Below are 18,261 nucleotides of genomic sequence, written 5' to 3' on the forward strand. Positions count from 1 at the left end.
CTGTGTCACTTGCGTGATACGAATCGTGTCCTTTGCGAATCACACGCCGCGGCACGGGCCTGTCACTTGCAACGATGCTTCGTTCGGCGATCGATTCGCGCATTCGAGGAGCAACAGCCATGGCAAACACCGAGCACGTCTATACCGACGAAGAGATCCAGCAGCGCCTCGTCGGCCCGCTGCAGCACTGGTATCTGGAAGATGGCTGGCTGCGGCGCAAATACCGCACCGAGGGCTGGAAGGGAACGCTGATGGTGGTCAACACCGTCGGCCACCTCGCGGAAGCCGCCTGGCACCACCCCGATCTGACGGTCTCGTACGCCTTCGTGACCGTGAAGCTGAAGACGCACAGCGCCAAGGGCATCACCGACAAGGACTTCGCGCTCGCGACGAAGATCGAATCGGTGGTCCACTGGCAGCCCGGCCTCGAGGACGGCCCGCTCGAAGGCACGCCCGCCGACGATCAGCGCTTCCGCTATATCAAGTACGACGCGCCCAAACCCGCGCAAGGCAGTTGACACGCGTTCCTGTCGCCGGATGAAACAGCGCGTGACACAGTGCGCCTTCGGCGTCACACAGCGTCCATGCGGTGGCGAAACCGCGTGGGGCGCGGCGTGCCCGTTTAGAGGTTCCAATGGGCCGAACCCGCGGCGGCGGCCGTTGCGCATGCCTGGTACGGGTTTCGCTTAACGTCGCCGGGTGCACTTATCGCTGGAACCCGCGACGCGTTGCGGACGCCCCGCGGCCGAACCCGGTCTTGCGCACCCGCAAGGACACCTGAGGACACTCGAGATGCCGCTTCAGCTCCGCCGCCTGCCGCCACGCGCCCCCATCACGATCGATGCGCCCGCGCGGCTGCATCTGGGCTTTCTCGATCCGAACGCGTCGCTCGGGCGTGCGTTCGGCAGCCTGGGGCTCGTCATCGATACGCACGGCACGCGGATCGAAGCGCGGCTCGCCGAACGCGAGCAGATCGGCGGCGTGGTCAGCGAGGCCGAGCGCGAGCGCATCGCGCTGAGTCTCGCGCGGCTGCAGGCTGCCTATGGGCCGGCGACACTCGCGATCGACGTGCTGGAGGCGCCGCGCGCGCACACCGGCCTCGGCTCCGGCACGCAGCTGGCGCTGGCGGTCGGCACCGCGTTCGCGCGCCTCGTCGGCCAGCCGGCGCGGAGCGCCGAGCTCGCGAGTCTGCTCGGGCGCGGCGCCCGCTCCGGCATCGGCATACTCGGCTTCGAGTGCGGCGGCCTGCTGCTCGATGGCGGCCCGCCCGGCGATCTGCGCCAGAGCATGCCGCCGCTGCTGTCGCGCCAGCCTTTTCCGCAGCCGTGGCGCGTGCTGCTCGTCAGCGACAACAGCCGCGAGGGCTTGCACGGTACCGAGGAACGCAGCGCGCTCGCATCGCTCGCGCCGTTTCCGCAGCGGCTCGCCGCGCATCTGTGCCATCTGGTGCTGATGCAGATCCTGCCCGGCGCCGCCGAACATAACTTCGCGCCGTTCGCGCACGGCCTCACCGAGCTGCAGCAGACCATCGGCGAATATTTCGCGAGCGCGCAAGGCGGCGTGTTCGCGAGTCCCGACGTCGAGCATGTACTGCGCGCGGTCGCCGCCGAACGCACCGCCGGCATCGGCCAGACCTCGTGGGGCCCGACTGGCTTCGCGGTGCTCGCGAGCGCGCGCGAGGCCGACCGCGCGCTCGCGACCGCGCGCGCCGTCGCGAGCGCGCTGCCGCATATCGAATGCAGCGTCGTCGCGGGCCGTAATAGCGGCGCGGCGATCAGCGGCGCCGAGGCGCGCGCGCCGCACATCGACGCCGCATGATGCGCTGCACCGCTCAGGCCGCCGCTTACATAAGGCACTGCCACGCGCGGCGCGGCCTTGCCTTGCGCCGTCCCCGAGATTGCCACTAAAACGAGCCCCGCCATGTCAGAAACCCTTGAAAGGCCCTACATCCTGCACATGTTCACGGCCACGCCACAGATGAGTCCGTTCGACGTCAACATGGCCGCCGACGCCGGCTATCAGGTCATCGTGCCGTATTGCAACGTCGAAGCGGGCATGGTCGCGAATCTGACGCAGGACGCGATCTTCTCGCGCGGCCCGAAAGGGGTGTCGCGCACCGGCATCTTCATCGGCGGACGGGACGTGATGCAGGCCGCCGACATGCTCGACACCGCGCGCCGCGCGATGGTCCCGCCGTTCGAGGTCTCGGTGTTCGCCGATCCGAGCGGTTCGTACACGACCGCGGCCGCGCTCGTCGCGCTGGTCGAGCGGCATCTGGGCAAACAGCACGGCGTGGAGCTGGGCGGCAAGCGCGTGCTGATTCTCGGCGGAACGGGCGCGGTCGGGCGCATCGCGGCGGCGATCGCCGCGTCGCGCGGCGCCGACGTGACGATCGCGAGCCACCACGACCGCAATCGCGCGCTCGGGGCCTCGGCCGAAGTCAACGAGCGCTTCGGCATCTTCACGAACGGCATCAGCGCCACGACGCCCGACGAACTGCGCGGCGCGCTCGCCGACGCGGAAATCGTGCTCGCCACCGCCGTCGCGGGCGCGCAGGTGGTCGGCAGGGACGACCTCGTGCATGCGAAGCGCCTGCTCGTCGCCGCCGACGTCAACGCGGTGCCGCCCGAAGGGATCGCCGGCGTGAACGTCATGAACGACGGCAAGCCGATCGACGGCGTGCCAAACGCGGGCGCGGTCGGCATCGGCGCGCTGGCGATCGGCAACGTCAAATATCAGGTCGAGCATCGCCTCTTCGTGCGCATGCGCACGGGTGGTAAGCCGGTCTACCTGGGCTTCCCGGAAGCCTACGACGAGGCCCGCGCGGTCGCGGCCGGTCTCGGCTGAGCGCGGTCGTCATGAAGTCGCACCGCCCGCTCATGCATGCGCCGTTGGTCGCGGTCGTCGGGCAGTCCGCGCGCTTGCTCGCGCAGTCCGCGGCGCGCGCCGGCCTGCATGTCGCCGCGCTCGATATCTTCGGCGACCGCGACACGCGCGAGGCCGCCGAGCTATGGTTCGACATCGGCCGTGGTGATGGCGCGCTCGGGATCGACCGGGCGCGGCTCGTCGATGCGCTTGCGCGTGTCGCGCGCTTGCCGGGTTTGCTTGGCTGGATCGCCGGCAGCGGGCTCGAACCTTTGATGCCTCAGTTGTGCCGCGAATCCGGCTTGCCGCGCTTTCTCGGCAACGCTGCCGAGGCGATCGCGGGCGTGCGCGAGCCGCGGCGTTTTTTCGCGCTGCTCGACGCGTTGCGGATTGCGCACCCGGCTGTGTCGTTCGAGCGGCCCGCGACGGCCGAGGGCTGGCTGTTCAAGCAGGCGGATGGTTGTGGCGGTACGCATATCGAGGCGGCCGACTCGTTCCATTTGACGACCGACTCCGCGCACGGCTACTTCCAGCGCATCGGCCAGGGCCGCTCGCTGTCGGCGCTTTTCATCGGCGCGCACGGCAGCGCGCATCTGATCGGTTTCGCCGAGCAATTCACCTGCGCGATCGGCGATCTGCGCTTCGTGCATGCGGGCTCGATCGGGCCGATCGACTTGCCGCCAGCGTTCATCGCGCGCGTGCAGCAAGCGCTCGACGCGCTGTGCGCAAACACCGGCCTCATCGGCATCAACAGCTGCGACTTCCTGTCGGACGGCACCTCGTTCGACGTGCTCGAAATCAACCCGCGCCCTTCGTCGACGATGGCGCTCTACGAAACCGCGTCGCCCGATGCATGGCCGGCCGGCCTGCTCGCCTGCCACCTCGACGCGTGCCGCCACGGCCGCGCGCCGTCGGCCGCGAGCCTCGCGCTCGCCCGCGCGCCGCGCTGGCGTGCCGGTCAGCGCGTGCTGTTCGCGCAGCGGCCGTTCAGCGTCCCGGCCGCGTTCTCGGACGCCTGCCTGCGCGATCCGCAATGCCGCGACGTGCCGATGCCGGGCACCCGCATCGACGCAGGGCAGCCGGTCTGCACGCTGCACGCGCGAGCGGCATCGGTGGACGCGGTGCTCACCGCGCTCGACGCGCAGCACGAACGCGTCGTCCAACGAATCGAAACCTGCGATGAACCCGACCATGCCTGCCTCCACGCCCACAGCTGAGACTTCCCCGCCCGCCGCGTTGCCGAGCGTGAACGCGCTTTCAGAGCGCCTCGTAGCACGGCTCGTCGATCAAGCGGCACAGCTCGGCGTCGCACTGACGCGCACGCGCGATGGCACCGTGATCGCCGACGCCGGCGTCGATGCGCGCGGCGGCCTCGACGCCGGCGTGCTGATCGCACGCATCTGCATGGGCGGTCTCGGCCGCGTCGCGGTACGCGCGAACTTCGACGCCGCGCCGCTGTGGCCGACGATGCTCGAGGTCAGCACGTCGTCGCCGGTGCTCGCCTGTCTCGGCAGCCAGTACGCGGGCTGGAGCCTGTCGGCGACCAGGGAGCAGACCGGCGGCAAGAAATTCTTTTCGCTCGGCTCGGGGCCCGCGCGCGCGCTCGCGGTCAAGGAGCCGCTATTCGACGAACTCGGCTATCGCGACCGCCACGAGCGCGGCGCGCTGGTGCTCGAAGTGGACCGCCTGCCGCCGCAGGTCGTGATCGACAAGGTGCTGCACGATTGCGGCCTCGCGCCCGAACACCTGACGCTGATCGTCACGCCGACACACTCTGTCGCGGGAACGGTACAGGTCGTCGCCCGCGTCGTCGAAGTTGCGCTGCACAAGGTGCACGTGCTCGGCGTGCCGCTCGATGAGATCGTCGCGGGGACGGGCTCGGCGCCGCTGCCGCCGCCCGCGCCCGACGGCATTCAGGCGATGGGCCGCACCAACGACGCGATCCTGTACGGCGGCCGCGTGCACCTGAGCGTCCAGCACGACGAGATCGCGCAACGTCTCGCCGACACCCTCCCCTCCGCCAATTCGCGCGACTACGGCCGGCCGTTCGCGGAGGTCTTCACGGCCGTCAACTTCGACTTCTATCAGATCGATCCCGCGCTGTTCGCGCCCGCCGAGGTGTGGGTCAGCAGCCTCGAAAGCGGCGCGACCTATCATGGCGGCCGGCTCGACGGCGGCCTGCTGCGCAAACAGTGGGGCGGCGAGTCCGTCGCGCGATGATGATCACATCAGGCGTGCGCATCGCGATCATGACCGACGAAACCGGCTGGCACACCGGCCGGCTGAAAAAGGCGTTCCGCGCGCGCGGCGCCGAGGCGCGTTGCGTCGATCTCGCGAATTGCCGCATCGACACCACGTGGCTGCCGCACGGCCTCGCGATCCCGGGCTTCGGCCGCACGCTGCCGGACGCGGTGTTCGTACGCGGCATCGCCGGCGGCAGCTTCGAGCAGGTGACGCTGCGGCTCGGCATCCTGCACGCGCTGCGTGAATCGGGCGTGCCGGTGTACAACGACGCGCGCGCGATCGAGCGCAGCGTCGACAAGTCGATGACGAGCTTCCTGCTGCATCGCGCGGGCGTGCCGACACCGGCCACCTGGGCCGGCGAATCCGCCGCGTTCGCGCAACGCGTACTGATGCGCGAAGCGGCCGCCGGCCGCCAGGTCGTGCTCAAGCCGCTGTTCGGCTCGCAAGGCCACGGGCTCAAACGGCTCGGCGCGCGCGGCGGGCTGCTCGCGCCATTGCCGTCGCTTGCGCGTTATCGGCAGGTCGCTTATCTGCAGCGCTTCGTCGCGAGCGACCGGCCCGGTTTCGACTGGCGCGTGCTGGTGATCGGCGGCAAGGCGGTCGCGGCGATGCGGCGCAGCGGCGGCAAGGGCTGGATTCACAACGTCGCGCAAGGCGCGCGCTGCGAGCCCGCCGAGCTGACGGTCCCGCTCGCACAGACGGCAGTGCGCGCAACCGCCGCGCTCGGGCTCGACTACGCGGGCGTTGACCTGATCCCGAATGCCGACGACGCCGCGCTGCCCCTCGTGCTCGAAGTCAACGGCGTGGCCGCGTGGCGCGGTTTGCAGTCGGTCGTGCCGCTCGATGTCGCGGCGGCGCTCGTCGACGACCTGCTCGATCGCAGGCTGGCCGAGCAAGCCGCTAGCGCGGGGTTGCCTGAGCAGTCTGCGCAGCGCCGGGCTTGAGCGCGATGCCCGACATTCATGCGATTCCCGTCGAGCACGCGCGCGCGGCCTTCCTCGAAGCCTGCGCGCTCGACGTCACCACGCCGAAACCCGGCAACGTCAGCACCCAAAGCCCCGGCCACGGCATGCACGCGGCCCAGTTCCTCGCCAGCGCGGACGCGTCGCTCGATGCGCTATTCGCGCGCGGCGAGCGCGTCGGACAGCGCATTCTCGACGCGGTCACGCGCACGCGCGCGGCCGTCGGCTGCAATACGAATCTCGGCATCGTGCTGCTGGTCGCGCCGCTCGCCGCGGCCCTCGACGAAACCGGCGAACCGCCGGTGTCGGCGCAAGCGTGGCGCGGGGCCGTCGGCGACGTGCTGAGCCGGCTCGACGTCGAAGACGCTCGGCTTGCTTACCGCGCGATCGCGCTCGCCAATCCCGGCGGCCTCGGCGACGCACCCGAGCAATCGGTCCACGCACCGCCGACGATCGGCCTGCGCGACGCGATGCGGCTCGCCAGCGAACGCGACAGCATCGCGCGGCAGTACGCGAACGGTTTCGCCGACCTGTTCGACACCGGCCTCGCCGCCTACTTCGAAGCCTCGAGACCAACGCCCGAACCCGCGCCCGCCGATCCAGGCGAAATCGCGATGCTCAACGTGTTTCTCACGTTCCTCGGCGGCTGGCCCGACTCTCACATTGTGCGCAAGCACGGCCTCGCGCTGGCGCAGAGTGTCACGCTCGTGGCACGCGAACAGCACGCGCGCTGGCGCCAGGCGCGACCCGCCGCGCGCCGCCCGGCGGGCGATCCGCAACTCGGTGCCTGGGATGCCGAGTTGAAGGCCCGCGCGATCAATCCCGGCACCAGCGCGGACCTCGCGGTGGCCACGCTGTTTCTTGCGCGCTGCGTCGAAGGGCGCGGTTAACCCTGAATCGTCTGGACTGAAGAAGACCCGAACAGCCGCTTCAGCAGGCCCTGAGCAACAACTGGCACGGAACCTGTTAGTTAGTACCGCCGTGCATTCCCGCACCGCTCTCGCGATGCTGATCTGGACGATCGCGGGCGGCGCCTCGTCAGCAGGTCCATACCTACTCTTTTGGAGGAACAGAATGGCCAAGATCAACCGCGTCATGATCGGTGAGTCGCTCGTCGGCGACGGCAACGAGGTCGCGCACATCGACTTGCTGATCGGACCGCGAGGTTCGGCTGCGGAAACCGCGTTCTGCAACGCGCTCACCAACAACAAGGACGGCTTCACGTCGCTGCTCGCCGTCGTCGCGCCCAATCTCATCACGAAGCCCAATACGATCCTGTTCAACAAGGTGACGATCAAAGGCGCCAAGCAGGCCGTGCAGATGTTCGGCCCGGCGCAGCACGCGGTCGCGCTCGCGGTGGCCGACAGTGTCGAGGACGGCACGATCCCGCAGGAAGAAGCCGACGACCTGTTCCTCTGCGTCGGCGTGTTCATTCACTGGCAGGCCGAGGACGACAAGAAGATCCAGCAGTTCAACTATCAGGCGACGCGCGAGGCCATCAAGCGCGCGGTCAGCGGCGACCCGAGCGCGGCTGAAGTGCTGGCGAAGAAGGGCAGCGTCGCGCATCCGTTCGCGCCGAACTGACGGCGCATGCAAGCGCAGGAGACGCGGCGCCGTAGCCGGCCCCGCCTCCTCGCGCATCCCGTCGCCTCGCGGCCGCAAGGCACGCATCTCGCGCAGCGGTTCGCGAAGCAGGCTCAATGCTCTCGCAGAGGCATTCAATGACCAACAGATGTCGCGCGCTTCTCGCCTTTACCTCGCTCCTGCTCGCCGCGCCGCTCGCGTGGGCGGGCGGCTACAACTATCCGACCGAGGGTCGCGTCGAATACGTGCTCAGCTGCATGGACGATAACGGCCACGATTTCGCGAACGTCTACAAGTGCTCGTGCGTGATCGACAAGATGGCCGCGTCGTTGCCGTACGACGAATTCGTCGACCAGTCGACCTTCTCGAAGTACGCGACGCTAGGCGGCGAAGGCGGCGCGGAATTCCGCGTCGACCACGCTAAAGCGCAAACCAAGCGCTTCCGCGCGCTGCAAACCAGCGCATATCAGGCCTGCGGACTCGGTCCGCAGAAGACGTCGACCGTGGCGAAATGACCACGGCCTGAAACGCGCCGGGCGTTTGGCGCGTCCCGCTCGGCGCGTCCGGCTCGGCGCGTCCGGCTCGGCGCGCCCGGCTAGGCGCCCCCGGCTAGGCGCCCCCCGCTAGGCGCGCCCCTCAATTCGGCACCAGCCCCTCGCCCAGCGACGCGTACCGCGCGAGACCCACGGCCGCCGCCGAGCCATCGCCGCGACGCCGCTCGATCTGCACGCCGACGGCCGCGAGGTCGGCGAACTTGGCCGGCTTCGCGAGCGACACGCGCACCCAGTGCGCGCCGAAGTCGGCGATCAGCAGTTGCGCGATCGTCTCGGCAAGCGCCTCCAGCAGCCGCACGCGATGCGACGCGAACAGCTCGAGCAGCGCCCCGCGCACGGCCGCGTAGTTGACCGTATCTTCGATCCGGTCCGTCGCGCAGGCGCGGATCGCTGGCACGCCGATAGCCAGGTTCACACGCACCGGTTGCGCGACATGCAACTCGCTGCTATCGATACCGATGACCGTCTGGCCGATGAAATTCTCGATGAATACGATGTCGAGGCGCTCGGGCAACGCGCCGACTTGCGGGCCGGGATTGGCGCCGAGGCTGGAAAATGCGGCAAGGCGAACAGTATCGAAACGATCCATGATTTGATCTCCGCCGCGGCGCGGCCCAGGATTGAACAGCCAGTGATGACGAGCGAAACGATGCAACAGTAGAACAGTAGAACTGAACGACGCGCGGCACACTCTGTGCCGAAGCTGCGACAGGCATGCAACCTGCAACCCGTTTAACGCGTCGCGCATCGAGAAAAGCAAAATCCGGGCACAGTGAGGTAAACCCAGTGTGACTTTCTGTTGAACCAATCCTGCATCGGGCGTACAGTTTTCAACACCCGCCTCGTAGTAGGGCCGGTCGGGAGGGCGCAGGCGAACCGAGATTCCGCCGCGCCAGGGGCAGGCAGGCTTGATAAAGCGGCATTCGCGGCGTGCGAAGCAGTCACGCTTGCGAAATGACGCAACGGAGACAAATCCCATGTCGTTGCTCGCTGACAGCAGTACGCACGTCCGGGAAGTTCTGAACGTGGTCAACCATCAGTTGACCACGCGCCCGACAAGCGAACCCGTAGCTCAGTCGTGGACGCGCTGCATCAACGAATTCCAGCTGGACCCCGCGCGTTTCGTGCCGCCGCCGGTGCTCACGGAGTACGAACTCAGCGCGCGCCGTGAGGCGCTCGGCGATCTGATCGCGTGTTCGAAGCTCGAGATGACGACGCTCTACCAGCAACTGGCCGATCCCGAGCTCGCGGTCGTGCTCGTCGATTCTGGCGGCGTGATCGTGCATCAGGTGTCGTCGGTGCCGTTCGCCGAGGCGGTCGCCGCCGACGGCTTTCGCGTCGGCGCGCTGTGGAGCGAACGCGAAGCCGGCACCAACGGCATGGGCACCTGCCTCGCGGAGCGCGACTGCATTGCCGTCTGTCAGCACGAGCATTTCTATCCGCGCTATACGTCGCTGACGTGCTCGGCCGCGCCGATCTTCGACGACGGCGGCGAAATCGCCGGCGTGCTCGACGTCACGAGCCGCTCGAAGCTGCTGCAGCAGCACTCGCTGGTGCTGGTCGGCATGTCGCGGCAGATGATCGAAAACCGTCTGCTCGATGCGCGCTACCGGCACGCCAACATGATCCATTTCCACAGCCGCCCGGAATTCGTCGGCACGCTGCACGGCGGCAAGCTCGCGGTCGGCGACGACAGCACCGTGCTCGCCGCGAATCGCAGCGCGCTGTTCCAGCTGGGCTTCCGCTCGCTGAGCGAGCTGCGCGGCCGGCGCATCGAGGAAGCATTCAACGCGTCGCTCGAAGACATGATCGCGCGCAGCATTCGCGGCTCGTTCCATCCGGTCACCGTCTACAGCGCAAACGCGACAAACCGCTTTTTCCTCGTCGCGCAGACGCCGCAAAACGCCACGGGGCGCGTGACGCGCGTGCTCGTCCCCGACTCCGCCATGCGCGCCAGCGCCTCCGAAAAACACGAGAAACATCCGCCGGTGCCGAAGCTCGACGAGATCGCGCACCTCGAATTCGGCGACCCGCGCATGGCCTCGCAGATCCAGTTGGCCGCGCGCGTGATCCAGCGCAAGATTCCGATCGTGCTGCGCGGCCAGACCGGCACCGGCAAGGAAGTCTTCGCGCAGGCGTTGCATAGCATCAGCCCGCACGCCGACGGTCTGTTCGTGCCGGTCAACTGCGCGTCGCTGCCGGAGAACCTGATCGAGAGCGAGCTGTTCGGCTACCGCGCGGGCGCGTTTACCGGCGCGCAGCGCGAAGGACGGCGCGGCAAGATCGTGCAGGCCAACGGCGGTACGCTGTTTCTCGACGAGATCGGCGACATGCCGCTCGTGTTGCAGGCTCGCCTGCTGCGCGTGATCGAGGAACACGAGGTCACGCCGCTCGGCGCCGAGACCACCGTCAAGGTCAATTTCCAGCTGATCAGCGCGAGCCACCGCAATCTGCTCGAACTCGTGCAAAGCGGGCAATTCCGCGAGGATCTGTACTACCGGCTCAAGGGCGTCGAGCTGAATCTGCCGGCGCTGCGCGAGCGCGTCGACAAGCTGCCGCTGATCCATCATCTGCTCGCGAACGAAACCGACGATCCGCCCGATCTGACGCCGGAAGCCGAACACGCGCTGCTGACCTACGCGTGGCCCGGCAACATCCGTCAGCTGCGTCACGTGTTGCAGATGGCCATCGCGCTGTCCGACGGCGAGCCGATCCGCTGCGAGCATCTGCCGCCCGAGGTCACGCAACGCACGTCGGCGGTCGACCTGCCGATCGCGCTGCGCCTCGCGAACGCGGACATGGACGGGCATCTCGCCGACGAAGCGGACATTTCTTCGCTGAACGCGATCCAGCTGAACGAGCGCGAAACGGTGCTGTCGCTGCTCGACGAGCACCGCTGGAACGTCAGCAACGTCGCGAAGGCGCTCGGCATCAGCCGCAATACGCTGTATCGCAAGATGCGCCGGCTGCACATCCGGCTGTCGCATGAAGGCTCGCCGGCCGACGGCATGCCGTTCGATCTCGACGCATGACCGGGTCGTCCCTCAGGTCCTCCAGCGAGTCTGCCCGCAAGGGCGCCCGCGATCTCGCCGACTTCAAGCCGGATGCGCACTTCGCGTGGTGCGTGACCGGCTCCGGTCATATGCTGGAAGAATCGATCGCGCTCGCGCGGCGCTTGCCGCGCGTCGATCTGTTTCTGTCCGCGGCGGCCGAGGAAGTGCTGCCGCTTTATGGCTGGTCGCTCGACAAGCTGCGCGAACACTTTCGCGTACTGCGCGACAACAGCGCGAGCGGCGTGCCGGTCGGCATGCTGTATCACGGCATCTATCACACGGTCGTGATCGCACCCGCCACCAGCAACACGGTCGCCAAATGTGCTTACGGCATCTCGGATACGCTGCCGACCAATATGTACGCGCAGGCCGGCAAGCAATGCATCCCCGGCATCGTCTTTGCGTGCGACACCGAACCGAGCGTGATCACGCATAGCCCGGACGAATGGGTCGAACTGCGGCCACGGGCGATCGAACTCGACAACGTCGAGCGTCTGGCGCGCTTCGAATACACGACGCTCGCGCGCTCGCTCGACGAACTCGAAGCGGCGCTCACCCAACGCCTCGCGACCCTCGACCTCGCATGGACCACCTCCTCTTCCTGACCGGCCGGCTTGCCGAACCGAGCCTGCGGCGCGTGCTCGACGGCATGGCGCCGACGCCGTTCAGTTGGGAGGTGCGCGAAATCGGCCTGCAAGTGGCCGCATTGATGACCGCCGACCTGATCCAGCGCCGCGTGAGCGCGCCGCTCGCCGCGCAGCGCGTGATCGTGCCGGGCCGCTGCCGTGGCGATCTCGACGCGCTGGGCGCGCACTACGGCGTACCGTTCGAACGCGGTCCCGAGGAGGTCAAGGACTTGCCGCAATTTTTCGGCCGCAAGGCGAAGCCGTTCGATCTGAGCCGCTACGACACGGAGATTTTCGCGGAGATCGTCGATGCGCCGCGCCTCGACCTCGACGGCATCGCGGCAAGGGCGCGCGAGTATGCGGCCCAAGGCGCGGACGTGATCGACATCGGCTGTCTGCCGGACACGCCGTTTCCGCTTCTCGAAGACGCGGTGCGGCGGCTGAAGGCCGAGGGCTATCGCGTCAGCGTCGATTCGATGCGCAACGACGAACTGCTGCGCGGCGGCCGCGCGGGCGCCGACTATCTGATGAGCCTGAACCTCGACACGCTATGGATCGCCGACGAAGTGCCGGCGACGCCGATCCTCGTCGCGCGCGAACCGGCCGACCCCGCTTCGCTCGACGCCGCGATCGACGCGCTGTCCGCGCGCGGCCGCGCGTTTCTCGCCGATCCGATTCTCGATCCGATTCCGTTCGGGCTGGCCGCGTCGATTGCGCGCTATGTGCGTTTGCGCGAGCGCTATCCCGACATCGCGATCATGATGGGCATCGGCAACGTGACCGAACTGACCGAGGCCGACACGAGCGGCATCAACGCGGTGCTGCTCGGCATGGCGGCTGAATTGCGCGTTGGCGCGGTGCTGGCGACGTCGGTGAGCCAGCATGCGCGGCGCGCGTTGCGCGAAGCCGATGTCGCGCGCCGCGTGATGCATGCCGCGCGCGATGCGCAGGTGCTGCCGAAGGGCATCAGCACCGAACTCGCGACGGTCCACGCAAAACGGCCGTTTCCGTACAGTGCCGAAGAAATCGACGAATTCGCGCGCGGCGTGCGTGACCCGAATTTCCGCGTGCAGATCAGCGCCGACGGCATTCACGTGTACAACCGCGACGGCCATCGTCGCGGCGACGATCCGTTCGCGCTGTACCCGCAGTTGAACCTCGAAACAGACGGCGGCCATGCGTTCTATATGGGCGTGCAGCTTGCGCGCGCCGAGATTGCATGGCGGCTCGGCAAGCGCTTCGATCAGGACCAGCCGCTCGACTGGGGCTGCGCGGTCGACCGGCCTGAAGAAGATCTCAGCGCATGGTGCGCGCCGGGCGAGACGATGAAAAAGCGCTGAAACAGCAGCGCCATCACTGCATGGCGGCCACCCCCGCGGGTTCGTCGACAGTAGCCAGTTCGCCGCGCATGCCGCGGATCGCCTGCGCGCGATCGCCCGCACCGAACACGGCCGACCCGGCAACGAACACGTCCGCGCCCGCCGTGGCGACACGCGCGATGTTCGACGCCTTCACGCCGCCGTCCACTTCGATCAGCAAGGGCCGCCCGGTGCGCTGCATCGTCGTGTCGACGCGCTCGCGCAACAGCCGCAGCTTGTCGAGCGTTTCGGCGATGAATGCCTGGCCGCCGAAGCCCGGATTCACCGACATCACCAGCACGACGTCGAGCATCTCCAGCACGTGATCGAGCGCCGCGAGCGGCGTCGCCGGATTCAGCGCCAGCCCCGCGCGCGCACCGTGCGAGCGGATCAGATCGATGGTCCGATGCACGTGCAGCGTCGCCTCCGGATGAAAACTGATCAGGTTCGCGCCGGCCTCGGCAAACGCCGACACCAGCGGATCGACGGGCGCGGTCATCAGATGCACGTCGAACGGCAGCGTCGTGTACGGCCGGATCGCCGAGCACACGAGTGGGCCGACCGTCAGGTTCGGCACGTAGTGGTTGTCCATCACGTCCAGATGAATCCAGTCCGCGCCGGCCGCCGTCACGTCGCGAATCTCGTCGGCGAGCCGGGCAAAATCCGCCGACAGCAGCGACGGAGCAATCAGGAATTGGCGCATTGCGTTCTCCGTGGCAGTGGCGTTAGTGGTAGCGGCTCGCCATCGTATCGAGCGGCAGCGGCTTGATGCGCGCCGCCTGCCCCGCGCAACCGAACGCCTCGAATCGCTCGACGCAGATCGCGCTCGCCGCGGCGGTGGCGGCCTTCAATGCCGCGCGCGGATCGAACTCCGCGCGCGCGTTGGCGAGCGACCTGCGCATCGCGCCGCTCATCGCGAGACGGATGTCGGTGTCGATGTTGACCTTGCGCACGCCGTGCGCGATGCCGCGGCGGATTTCGTCGACGGGCACGCCGTAGGTGGTCGGAATCTCGCCGCCATATTCGCGGATCACCGCGAGCCATTCCTGCGGCACCGACGACGAACCGTGCATCACCAGATGCGTGTTCGGGATGCGCGCATGGATATCGGCGATCCGGTCGATCGCGAGGATGTCGCCGGTCGGCTCGCGGCTGAACTTGTACGCGCCGTGCGACGTGCCGATCGCGATCGCGAGCGCATCGACGCCGGTCGCGTCGACGAAGCGCCGCGCTTCATCCGGATCGGTCAGCAGGTGCTCGCGTGTGAGCTTGCCTTGTGCGCCGACGCCGTCCTCTTCGCCTGCCGTGCCGGTTTCGAGCGAACCGAGACAGCCCAGTTCGCCTTCCACCGACACGCCGACCGCATGCGCGGCGTCCACCACGCGCCGGCTCACGTTGACGTTGTAATCGTACGCGGCGGGGGTTTTCTGATCGGGCAGCAGCGAGCCGTCCATCATCACCGACGTGAAGCCCGAGCGGATCGCCTGCTGACACACCGCGGGGCTCGCGCCGTGATCCTGATGCAGCACGAGCGGAATGTCCGGGTGCGCTTCGAGCGCGGCGAGCACCAGATGGCGCAGATACGGCTCGCCGGCGTACTTGCGCGCACCGGCCGACGCCTGCAGGATCACCGGGCTATCGGTGGCCTCGGCCGCGCGCATGATCGCGTGAATCTGCTCCATGTTGTTGACGTTGAACGCGGGCACGCCGTAGTCGTGTTCGGCCGCGTGATCCAGCAGTTGCCGCAGGGTGATGAAGGCCATTGCGTGCTCCTCGATATGAAATGAAATCTTGGCGAACGGCGGGCTCAACGCGCGTGGTCCGCGACGCGCCGCGCTTCGTCGATCACCGCCTGCGCGTTCAGCCCGAAATGAGCGCGTGGCGGGTGCGCCAAGCGGTTGCGCGACTGCACTCATCGGATCTCTCCTTGCGAAATGAACCTCGATATCCGTCCGGTACCGCTCAGGCGCGCGAGCGTCGGTCGATCAGTTGCAGGATCATCGGCGTGAAGATCAGCTGCATCGCGAGTCCCATCTTGCCGCCCGGCACGACGATCACGTTCGGGCGCGACATGAACGAGTCGTGCAGCATCGTCAGCAGATACTGGAAGTCGATACCCTTCGGCCGCGCGAAGCGGATCACGACGAAGCTCTCGTCCGGTTGCGGAATCTCGCGGGCGGTAAACGGATTCGACGTGTCCACGGTCGGCACGCGCTGGAAGTTCACATGCGTGCGCGAGAACTGCGGGCAGATGTAGTTCACGTAGTCGGGCATGCGCCGCAAGATCGTGTCGACCACCGCTTCGTGCGTGTAGCCGCGCATCGTCTGATCGCGGTGCAGTTTCTGGATCCATTCGAGGTTGATGATCGGCACGACGCCGATCAGCAGATCCGCATGCCGCGCGATATCGACCCTGTCGGTCACCGCTGCGCCATGCAGCCCTTCGTAGAACATCAGGTCGGTATTGGGCGCGACCCCCTCCCACGGCGTGAAGGTGCCGCCGTCCTGCTTGTACAGTTGCGCTTCGCCCGCGTCGTGCACGTAGTGGCGAAACTGCCCGCTGCCGTTTTCGCCGTAGCGCGTGAACAGCATTTCGAGTTCTTCGAGCAGATTCGCTTCCGGCCCGAAGTGGCTGAAATTCGGCACACCGTCGCGTTCGCGCTCCTGCATCGCCGCGCGCATGCCGTTGCGGTCGTAGCGATGGAACGCGTCGCCTTCGACGATCTGCGCATTGATGTGCTCGCGTCTGAAGATATGCGTGAAACTCTTCATGACGGTGGTGGTGCCGGCGCCGCTCGAGCCGGTCACCGCGATGATCGGATGTTTGACTGACATGCGTTTGTCTCCGGATGACTGTGTTCTGTGCGCTGAGCGCGCCGTCAGTCGCTGATCACGCCGTGAAATCCGGCAGGAACAACGAGCGCGTGCCGAACAGCGGCGACGTGAACGGCTTGTCCTCGCCGCGGTCGTATTCGCCGTGATAGCGCGCAATGCGCTCGACCTCGTTCTTCGAGCCGAGAATCACCGGCACGCGGCCATGCAGCGCACGCGGCGCAACGTCGAGAATGCGTTCCCGGCCGGTCATCGCGAGGCCGCCCGCCTGCTCGACCAGGAAGCTCATCGGGTTCGCTTCGTAGAGCAGGCGCAGGCGCCCTTCCATCGCCGGTGTTTTCGAGTCGCGCGGATACATGAACACGCCGCCGCGCATCAGGATGCGATGCACTTCCGCGACCATCGACGCGATCCAGCGCATGTTGAAGTCGCGCGCGCGGCAACCGCTGCGGCCATCCTTGCACTCCTGCACGTAGCGGCGCACGGGCGGCTCCCAGAAGCGCTCGTTCGATGCGTTGATCGCGAACTCGCCGGTTTCCTCCGGAATCCGGATGTTCGAATGCGTGAGCACGAAGTTGCCGATGTCGCGCTCCAGTGTGAAGCCATGCGTGCCATTGCCGACCGACAGCACCAGCATGGTCGACGGTCCATACACGGCATAGCCGGCCGCGACCTGTTCGCAGCCCGGCCGCAGGAACGCGGCTTCGCTGGTTGCATTCTCTGCCGGATCGCGCGTGCGCAGCACCGAGAAGATCGAGCCGACCACGCCGTTGATGTCGATATTCGACGAGCCGTCGAGCGGATCGAACGCGAGCAGATACTCGCCGCGCGGATAGTCCGGCGGAATCGCGTAGACGTGCTCCATTTCCTCGGACACCATCGCGGCCAGCAAGCCATCCCACTCGCATTGCTGCACGAAGATCTCGTTGGTCGAGACGTCGAGCTTCTTCTGTTGCTCGCCGTGCGTGTTGAGCGTTTGCGCGGAACCGTAGTTGCCGCCTAGCGCGCCCTTGGTCAGCATCGCCGAGATCGACTTGATGGCCGCCGCTACGTCGATCAGCAGCGCGGAGAGTCCTGCAGTGTCGCGCGTGTCGTCCGTACACGGCGGGCGATCGAGCGTGTCGATCAGGAACTTCGAAAGTGTCGTGCGTCCGTCCTGCATGGCGTTCTCCGTCGATGGTGTCGTGATTCAGCCCGGCGGCGCCGTGACGGCGCGCGCGGTGGAAGGCGATTGCGAGGACTGCGGCGGCGCGTCGAACACGCGGCTCGCGCGCACGTCGGCGGCATCGATCAGCGTCAGCGTGGCGGCGTCGATCGGCTCACCGCCTTGCAAGGCGCTCGCGAACAGGCGGTTCGCCTGGCGCAGCCGCGCGCGGTCGAGCGCGTTGCGCACCGAGCGCGCGTTGGCGAAATTCGGCTGGCGGATGCGGCGCGCCAGATAGTCGGCGAACGCGCGGCGCGACGCGGCATCGAAGCGGTAATGCATGGTGCCGAGCATCCGTTCGGCGATTTCGAGCAACTCCGTTTCCTCGTAATCGGGAAACGTAATGTGATGCGCGATGCGCGAGCGGAAACCCGGATTGCTCTCGAAGAACACTTCCATTCGCGACGCGTAGCCGGCCAGAATCACGACCAGGTCGCTACGCTGGTTCTCCATCGTCTGCAACAGGATTTCGATCGCTTCCTGCCCGTAGTCGCGCTCGTTCTCCGGGCGATACAGGTAATACGCTTCGTCGATGAACAGCACGCCGCCCATCGCGCGCTTGAGCACATCGCGCGTCTTCGGCGCGGTGTGGCCGATGTACTGGCCGACCAGATCGTCGCGTGTGACCGACACCAGATGATTGCGGCGAATGTAGCCAAGCCGGTGCAACACTTCCGCCATGCGCAGCGCAACCGTCGTCTTGCCGGTGCCCGGGTTGCCGGAGAAGCACATATGCAAGGTCGGCGCGCCGCCCGCGAGACCCAGCGAAGCCCGCGCGCGCTCGACCAGCAGATGCGCGGCGACCTCGCGAATGCGCGTTTTCACGGGCGCGAGCCCGACCAGATCGCGATCGAGTTCGCCGAGCACGTCGCCGATGCCGGAGTCGCGGTACAGCGCCGCGAGGTCGATGTGGGGCGCGGCGGCGTCGCTGTGCGCGGTGGACGCGGGCAGTGCGTCCACGGTGGCGGCGTCTGTCATG

At 67.5% G+C, this 18,261-nt stretch carries 18 protein-coding genes; 12 read left to right on the forward strand and 6 right to left on the reverse strand.

Annotated elements, in window-relative coordinates:
* Positions 1–119: 119 nt before the first annotated feature.
* The 9 genes from F6X39_RS23330 to F6X39_RS23370 all read left to right on the forward strand — a co-directional run bounded on the left by F6X39_RS23330 (position 120) and on the right by F6X39_RS23370 (position 8,170).
* Positions 120–518: a 4a-hydroxytetrahydrobiopterin dehydratase gene (locus F6X39_RS23330; RefSeq protein ID WP_090809095.1), complete on the forward strand. Its 399-nt coding sequence runs from the start codon at positions 120–122 to the stop codon at positions 516–518.
* Positions 519–792: 274 nt separating this feature from the next.
* Positions 793–1,818, forward strand: a complete 1,026-nt coding sequence (locus F6X39_RS23335; protein WP_090810411.1) for a beta-ribofuranosylaminobenzene 5'-phosphate synthase family protein — start codon at positions 793–795, stop codon at positions 1,816–1,818.
* Between the two features lie 102 nt (positions 1,819–1,920).
* Entirely contained in the window at positions 1,921–2,847 is a 927-nt protein-coding gene (locus tag F6X39_RS23340; protein WP_187618284.1) for an NAD(P)-dependent methylenetetrahydromethanopterin dehydrogenase, read from the forward strand.
* 11 nt (positions 2,848–2,858) lie between these two features.
* Positions 2,859–4,082: an ATP-grasp domain-containing protein gene (locus F6X39_RS23345; RefSeq protein ID WP_187618285.1), complete on the forward strand. Its 1,224-nt coding sequence runs from the start codon at positions 2,859–2,861 to the stop codon at positions 4,080–4,082.
* Complete coding sequence (gene mch / locus F6X39_RS23350) at positions 4,045–5,085, forward strand: methenyltetrahydromethanopterin cyclohydrolase (RefSeq protein ID WP_262414785.1); 1,041 nt, start codon at positions 4,045–4,047, stop codon at positions 5,083–5,085. The genes F6X39_RS23345 and mch overlap by 38 nt, the downstream gene beginning before the upstream one ends.
* Positions 5,082–6,053, forward strand: a complete 972-nt coding sequence (locus tag F6X39_RS23355) for a RimK family alpha-L-glutamate ligase (RefSeq protein WP_187618286.1) — start codon at positions 5,082–5,084, stop codon at positions 6,051–6,053. Before mch ends, F6X39_RS23355 begins: the two co-directional genes overlap by 4 nt.
* Positions 6,054–6,058: 5 nt before the next feature.
* The gene (locus tag F6X39_RS23360) at positions 6,059–6,961 is read left to right on the forward strand and encodes a triphosphoribosyl-dephospho-CoA synthase (protein ID WP_187618287.1); all 903 of its coding nucleotides are present in this window, start codon (positions 6,059–6,061) and stop codon (positions 6,959–6,961) included.
* Positions 6,962–7,145: 184 nt separating this feature from the next.
* Positions 7,146–7,655 carry a formaldehyde-activating enzyme gene (fae, locus tag F6X39_RS23365; RefSeq protein ID WP_090809086.1) on the forward strand — a complete coding sequence of 170 codons (510 nt, stop codon included), beginning with the start codon at positions 7,146–7,148 and terminating at the stop codon, positions 7,653–7,655.
* Positions 7,656–7,792: 137 nt separating this feature from the next.
* Positions 7,793–8,170: a hypothetical protein gene (locus F6X39_RS23370; RefSeq protein ID WP_090809084.1), complete on the forward strand. Its 378-nt coding sequence runs from the start codon at positions 7,793–7,795 to the stop codon at positions 8,168–8,170.
* A 121-nt stretch (positions 8,171–8,291) separates the two neighbouring features.
* On the opposite strand, the gene F6X39_RS23375 is transcribed toward F6X39_RS23370, so the two are convergent.
* Positions 8,292–8,798 carry a dihydroneopterin aldolase gene (locus F6X39_RS23375; RefSeq protein WP_187618288.1) on the reverse strand — a complete coding sequence of 169 codons (507 nt, stop codon included), beginning with the start codon at positions 8,796–8,798 and terminating at the stop codon, positions 8,292–8,294.
* 388 nt (positions 8,799–9,186) lie between these two features.
* Between F6X39_RS23375 and F6X39_RS23380 the strand changes: the two genes are divergently transcribed.
* Genes F6X39_RS23380 through F6X39_RS23390 form a run of 3 tightly spaced genes read left to right on the forward strand, consistent with a single transcriptional unit; the run spans position 9,187 to position 13,228 of the window.
* Complete coding sequence (locus tag F6X39_RS23380; protein WP_187618289.1) at positions 9,187–11,241, forward strand: sigma-54-dependent Fis family transcriptional regulator; 2,055 nt, start codon at positions 9,187–9,189, stop codon at positions 11,239–11,241.
* On the forward strand, positions 11,238–11,867 hold the full coding sequence (locus tag F6X39_RS23385; protein WP_187618290.1) for a flavoprotein: 630 nt from the start codon (positions 11,238–11,240) through the stop codon (positions 11,865–11,867). Before F6X39_RS23380 ends, F6X39_RS23385 begins: the two co-directional genes overlap by 4 nt.
* Positions 11,846–13,228 (forward strand): DUF6513 domain-containing protein, encoded by a 1,383-nt coding sequence (locus F6X39_RS23390; protein WP_187618291.1) that lies wholly within the window; start codon positions 11,846–11,848, stop codon positions 13,226–13,228. Before F6X39_RS23385 ends, F6X39_RS23390 begins: the two co-directional genes overlap by 22 nt.
* A gap of 13 nt (positions 13,229–13,241) precedes the next feature.
* Here F6X39_RS23390 and rpe read toward each other — a convergent pair whose 3' ends face one another.
* The 5 genes from rpe to cbbX all read right to left on the reverse strand — a co-directional run bounded on the left by rpe (position 13,242) and on the right by cbbX (position 18,260).
* Positions 13,242–13,949 (reverse strand): ribulose-phosphate 3-epimerase, encoded by a 708-nt coding sequence (gene rpe / locus F6X39_RS23395; protein ID WP_187618292.1) that lies wholly within the window; start codon positions 13,947–13,949, stop codon positions 13,242–13,244.
* Between the two features lie 22 nt (positions 13,950–13,971).
* Positions 13,972–15,009 (reverse strand): class II fructose-bisphosphate aldolase, encoded by a 1,038-nt coding sequence (gene fba / locus F6X39_RS23400; RefSeq protein ID WP_187618293.1) that lies wholly within the window; start codon positions 15,007–15,009, stop codon positions 13,972–13,974.
* A 199-nt stretch (positions 15,010–15,208) separates the two neighbouring features.
* Entirely contained in the window at positions 15,209–16,081 is an 873-nt protein-coding gene (locus tag F6X39_RS23405) for a phosphoribulokinase (RefSeq protein WP_187618294.1), read from the reverse strand.
* 55 nt (positions 16,082–16,136) lie between these two features.
* Entirely contained in the window at positions 16,137–17,240 is a 1,104-nt protein-coding gene (locus tag F6X39_RS23410) for a class 1 fructose-bisphosphatase (protein ID WP_187618295.1), read from the reverse strand.
* 27 nt (positions 17,241–17,267) lie between these two features.
* Positions 17,268–18,260 carry a CbbX protein gene (gene cbbX, locus F6X39_RS23415; protein ID WP_187618296.1) on the reverse strand — a complete coding sequence of 331 codons (993 nt, stop codon included), beginning with the start codon at positions 18,258–18,260 and terminating at the stop codon, positions 17,268–17,270.
* Position 18,261: the final 1 nt, after the last annotated feature.

The sequence above is a fragment of the Paraburkholderia sp. UCT2 genome, assembly GCF_014397665.1.
GTDB classification, from domain to species: domain Bacteria; phylum Pseudomonadota; class Gammaproteobacteria; order Burkholderiales; family Burkholderiaceae; genus Paraburkholderia; species Paraburkholderia tuberum.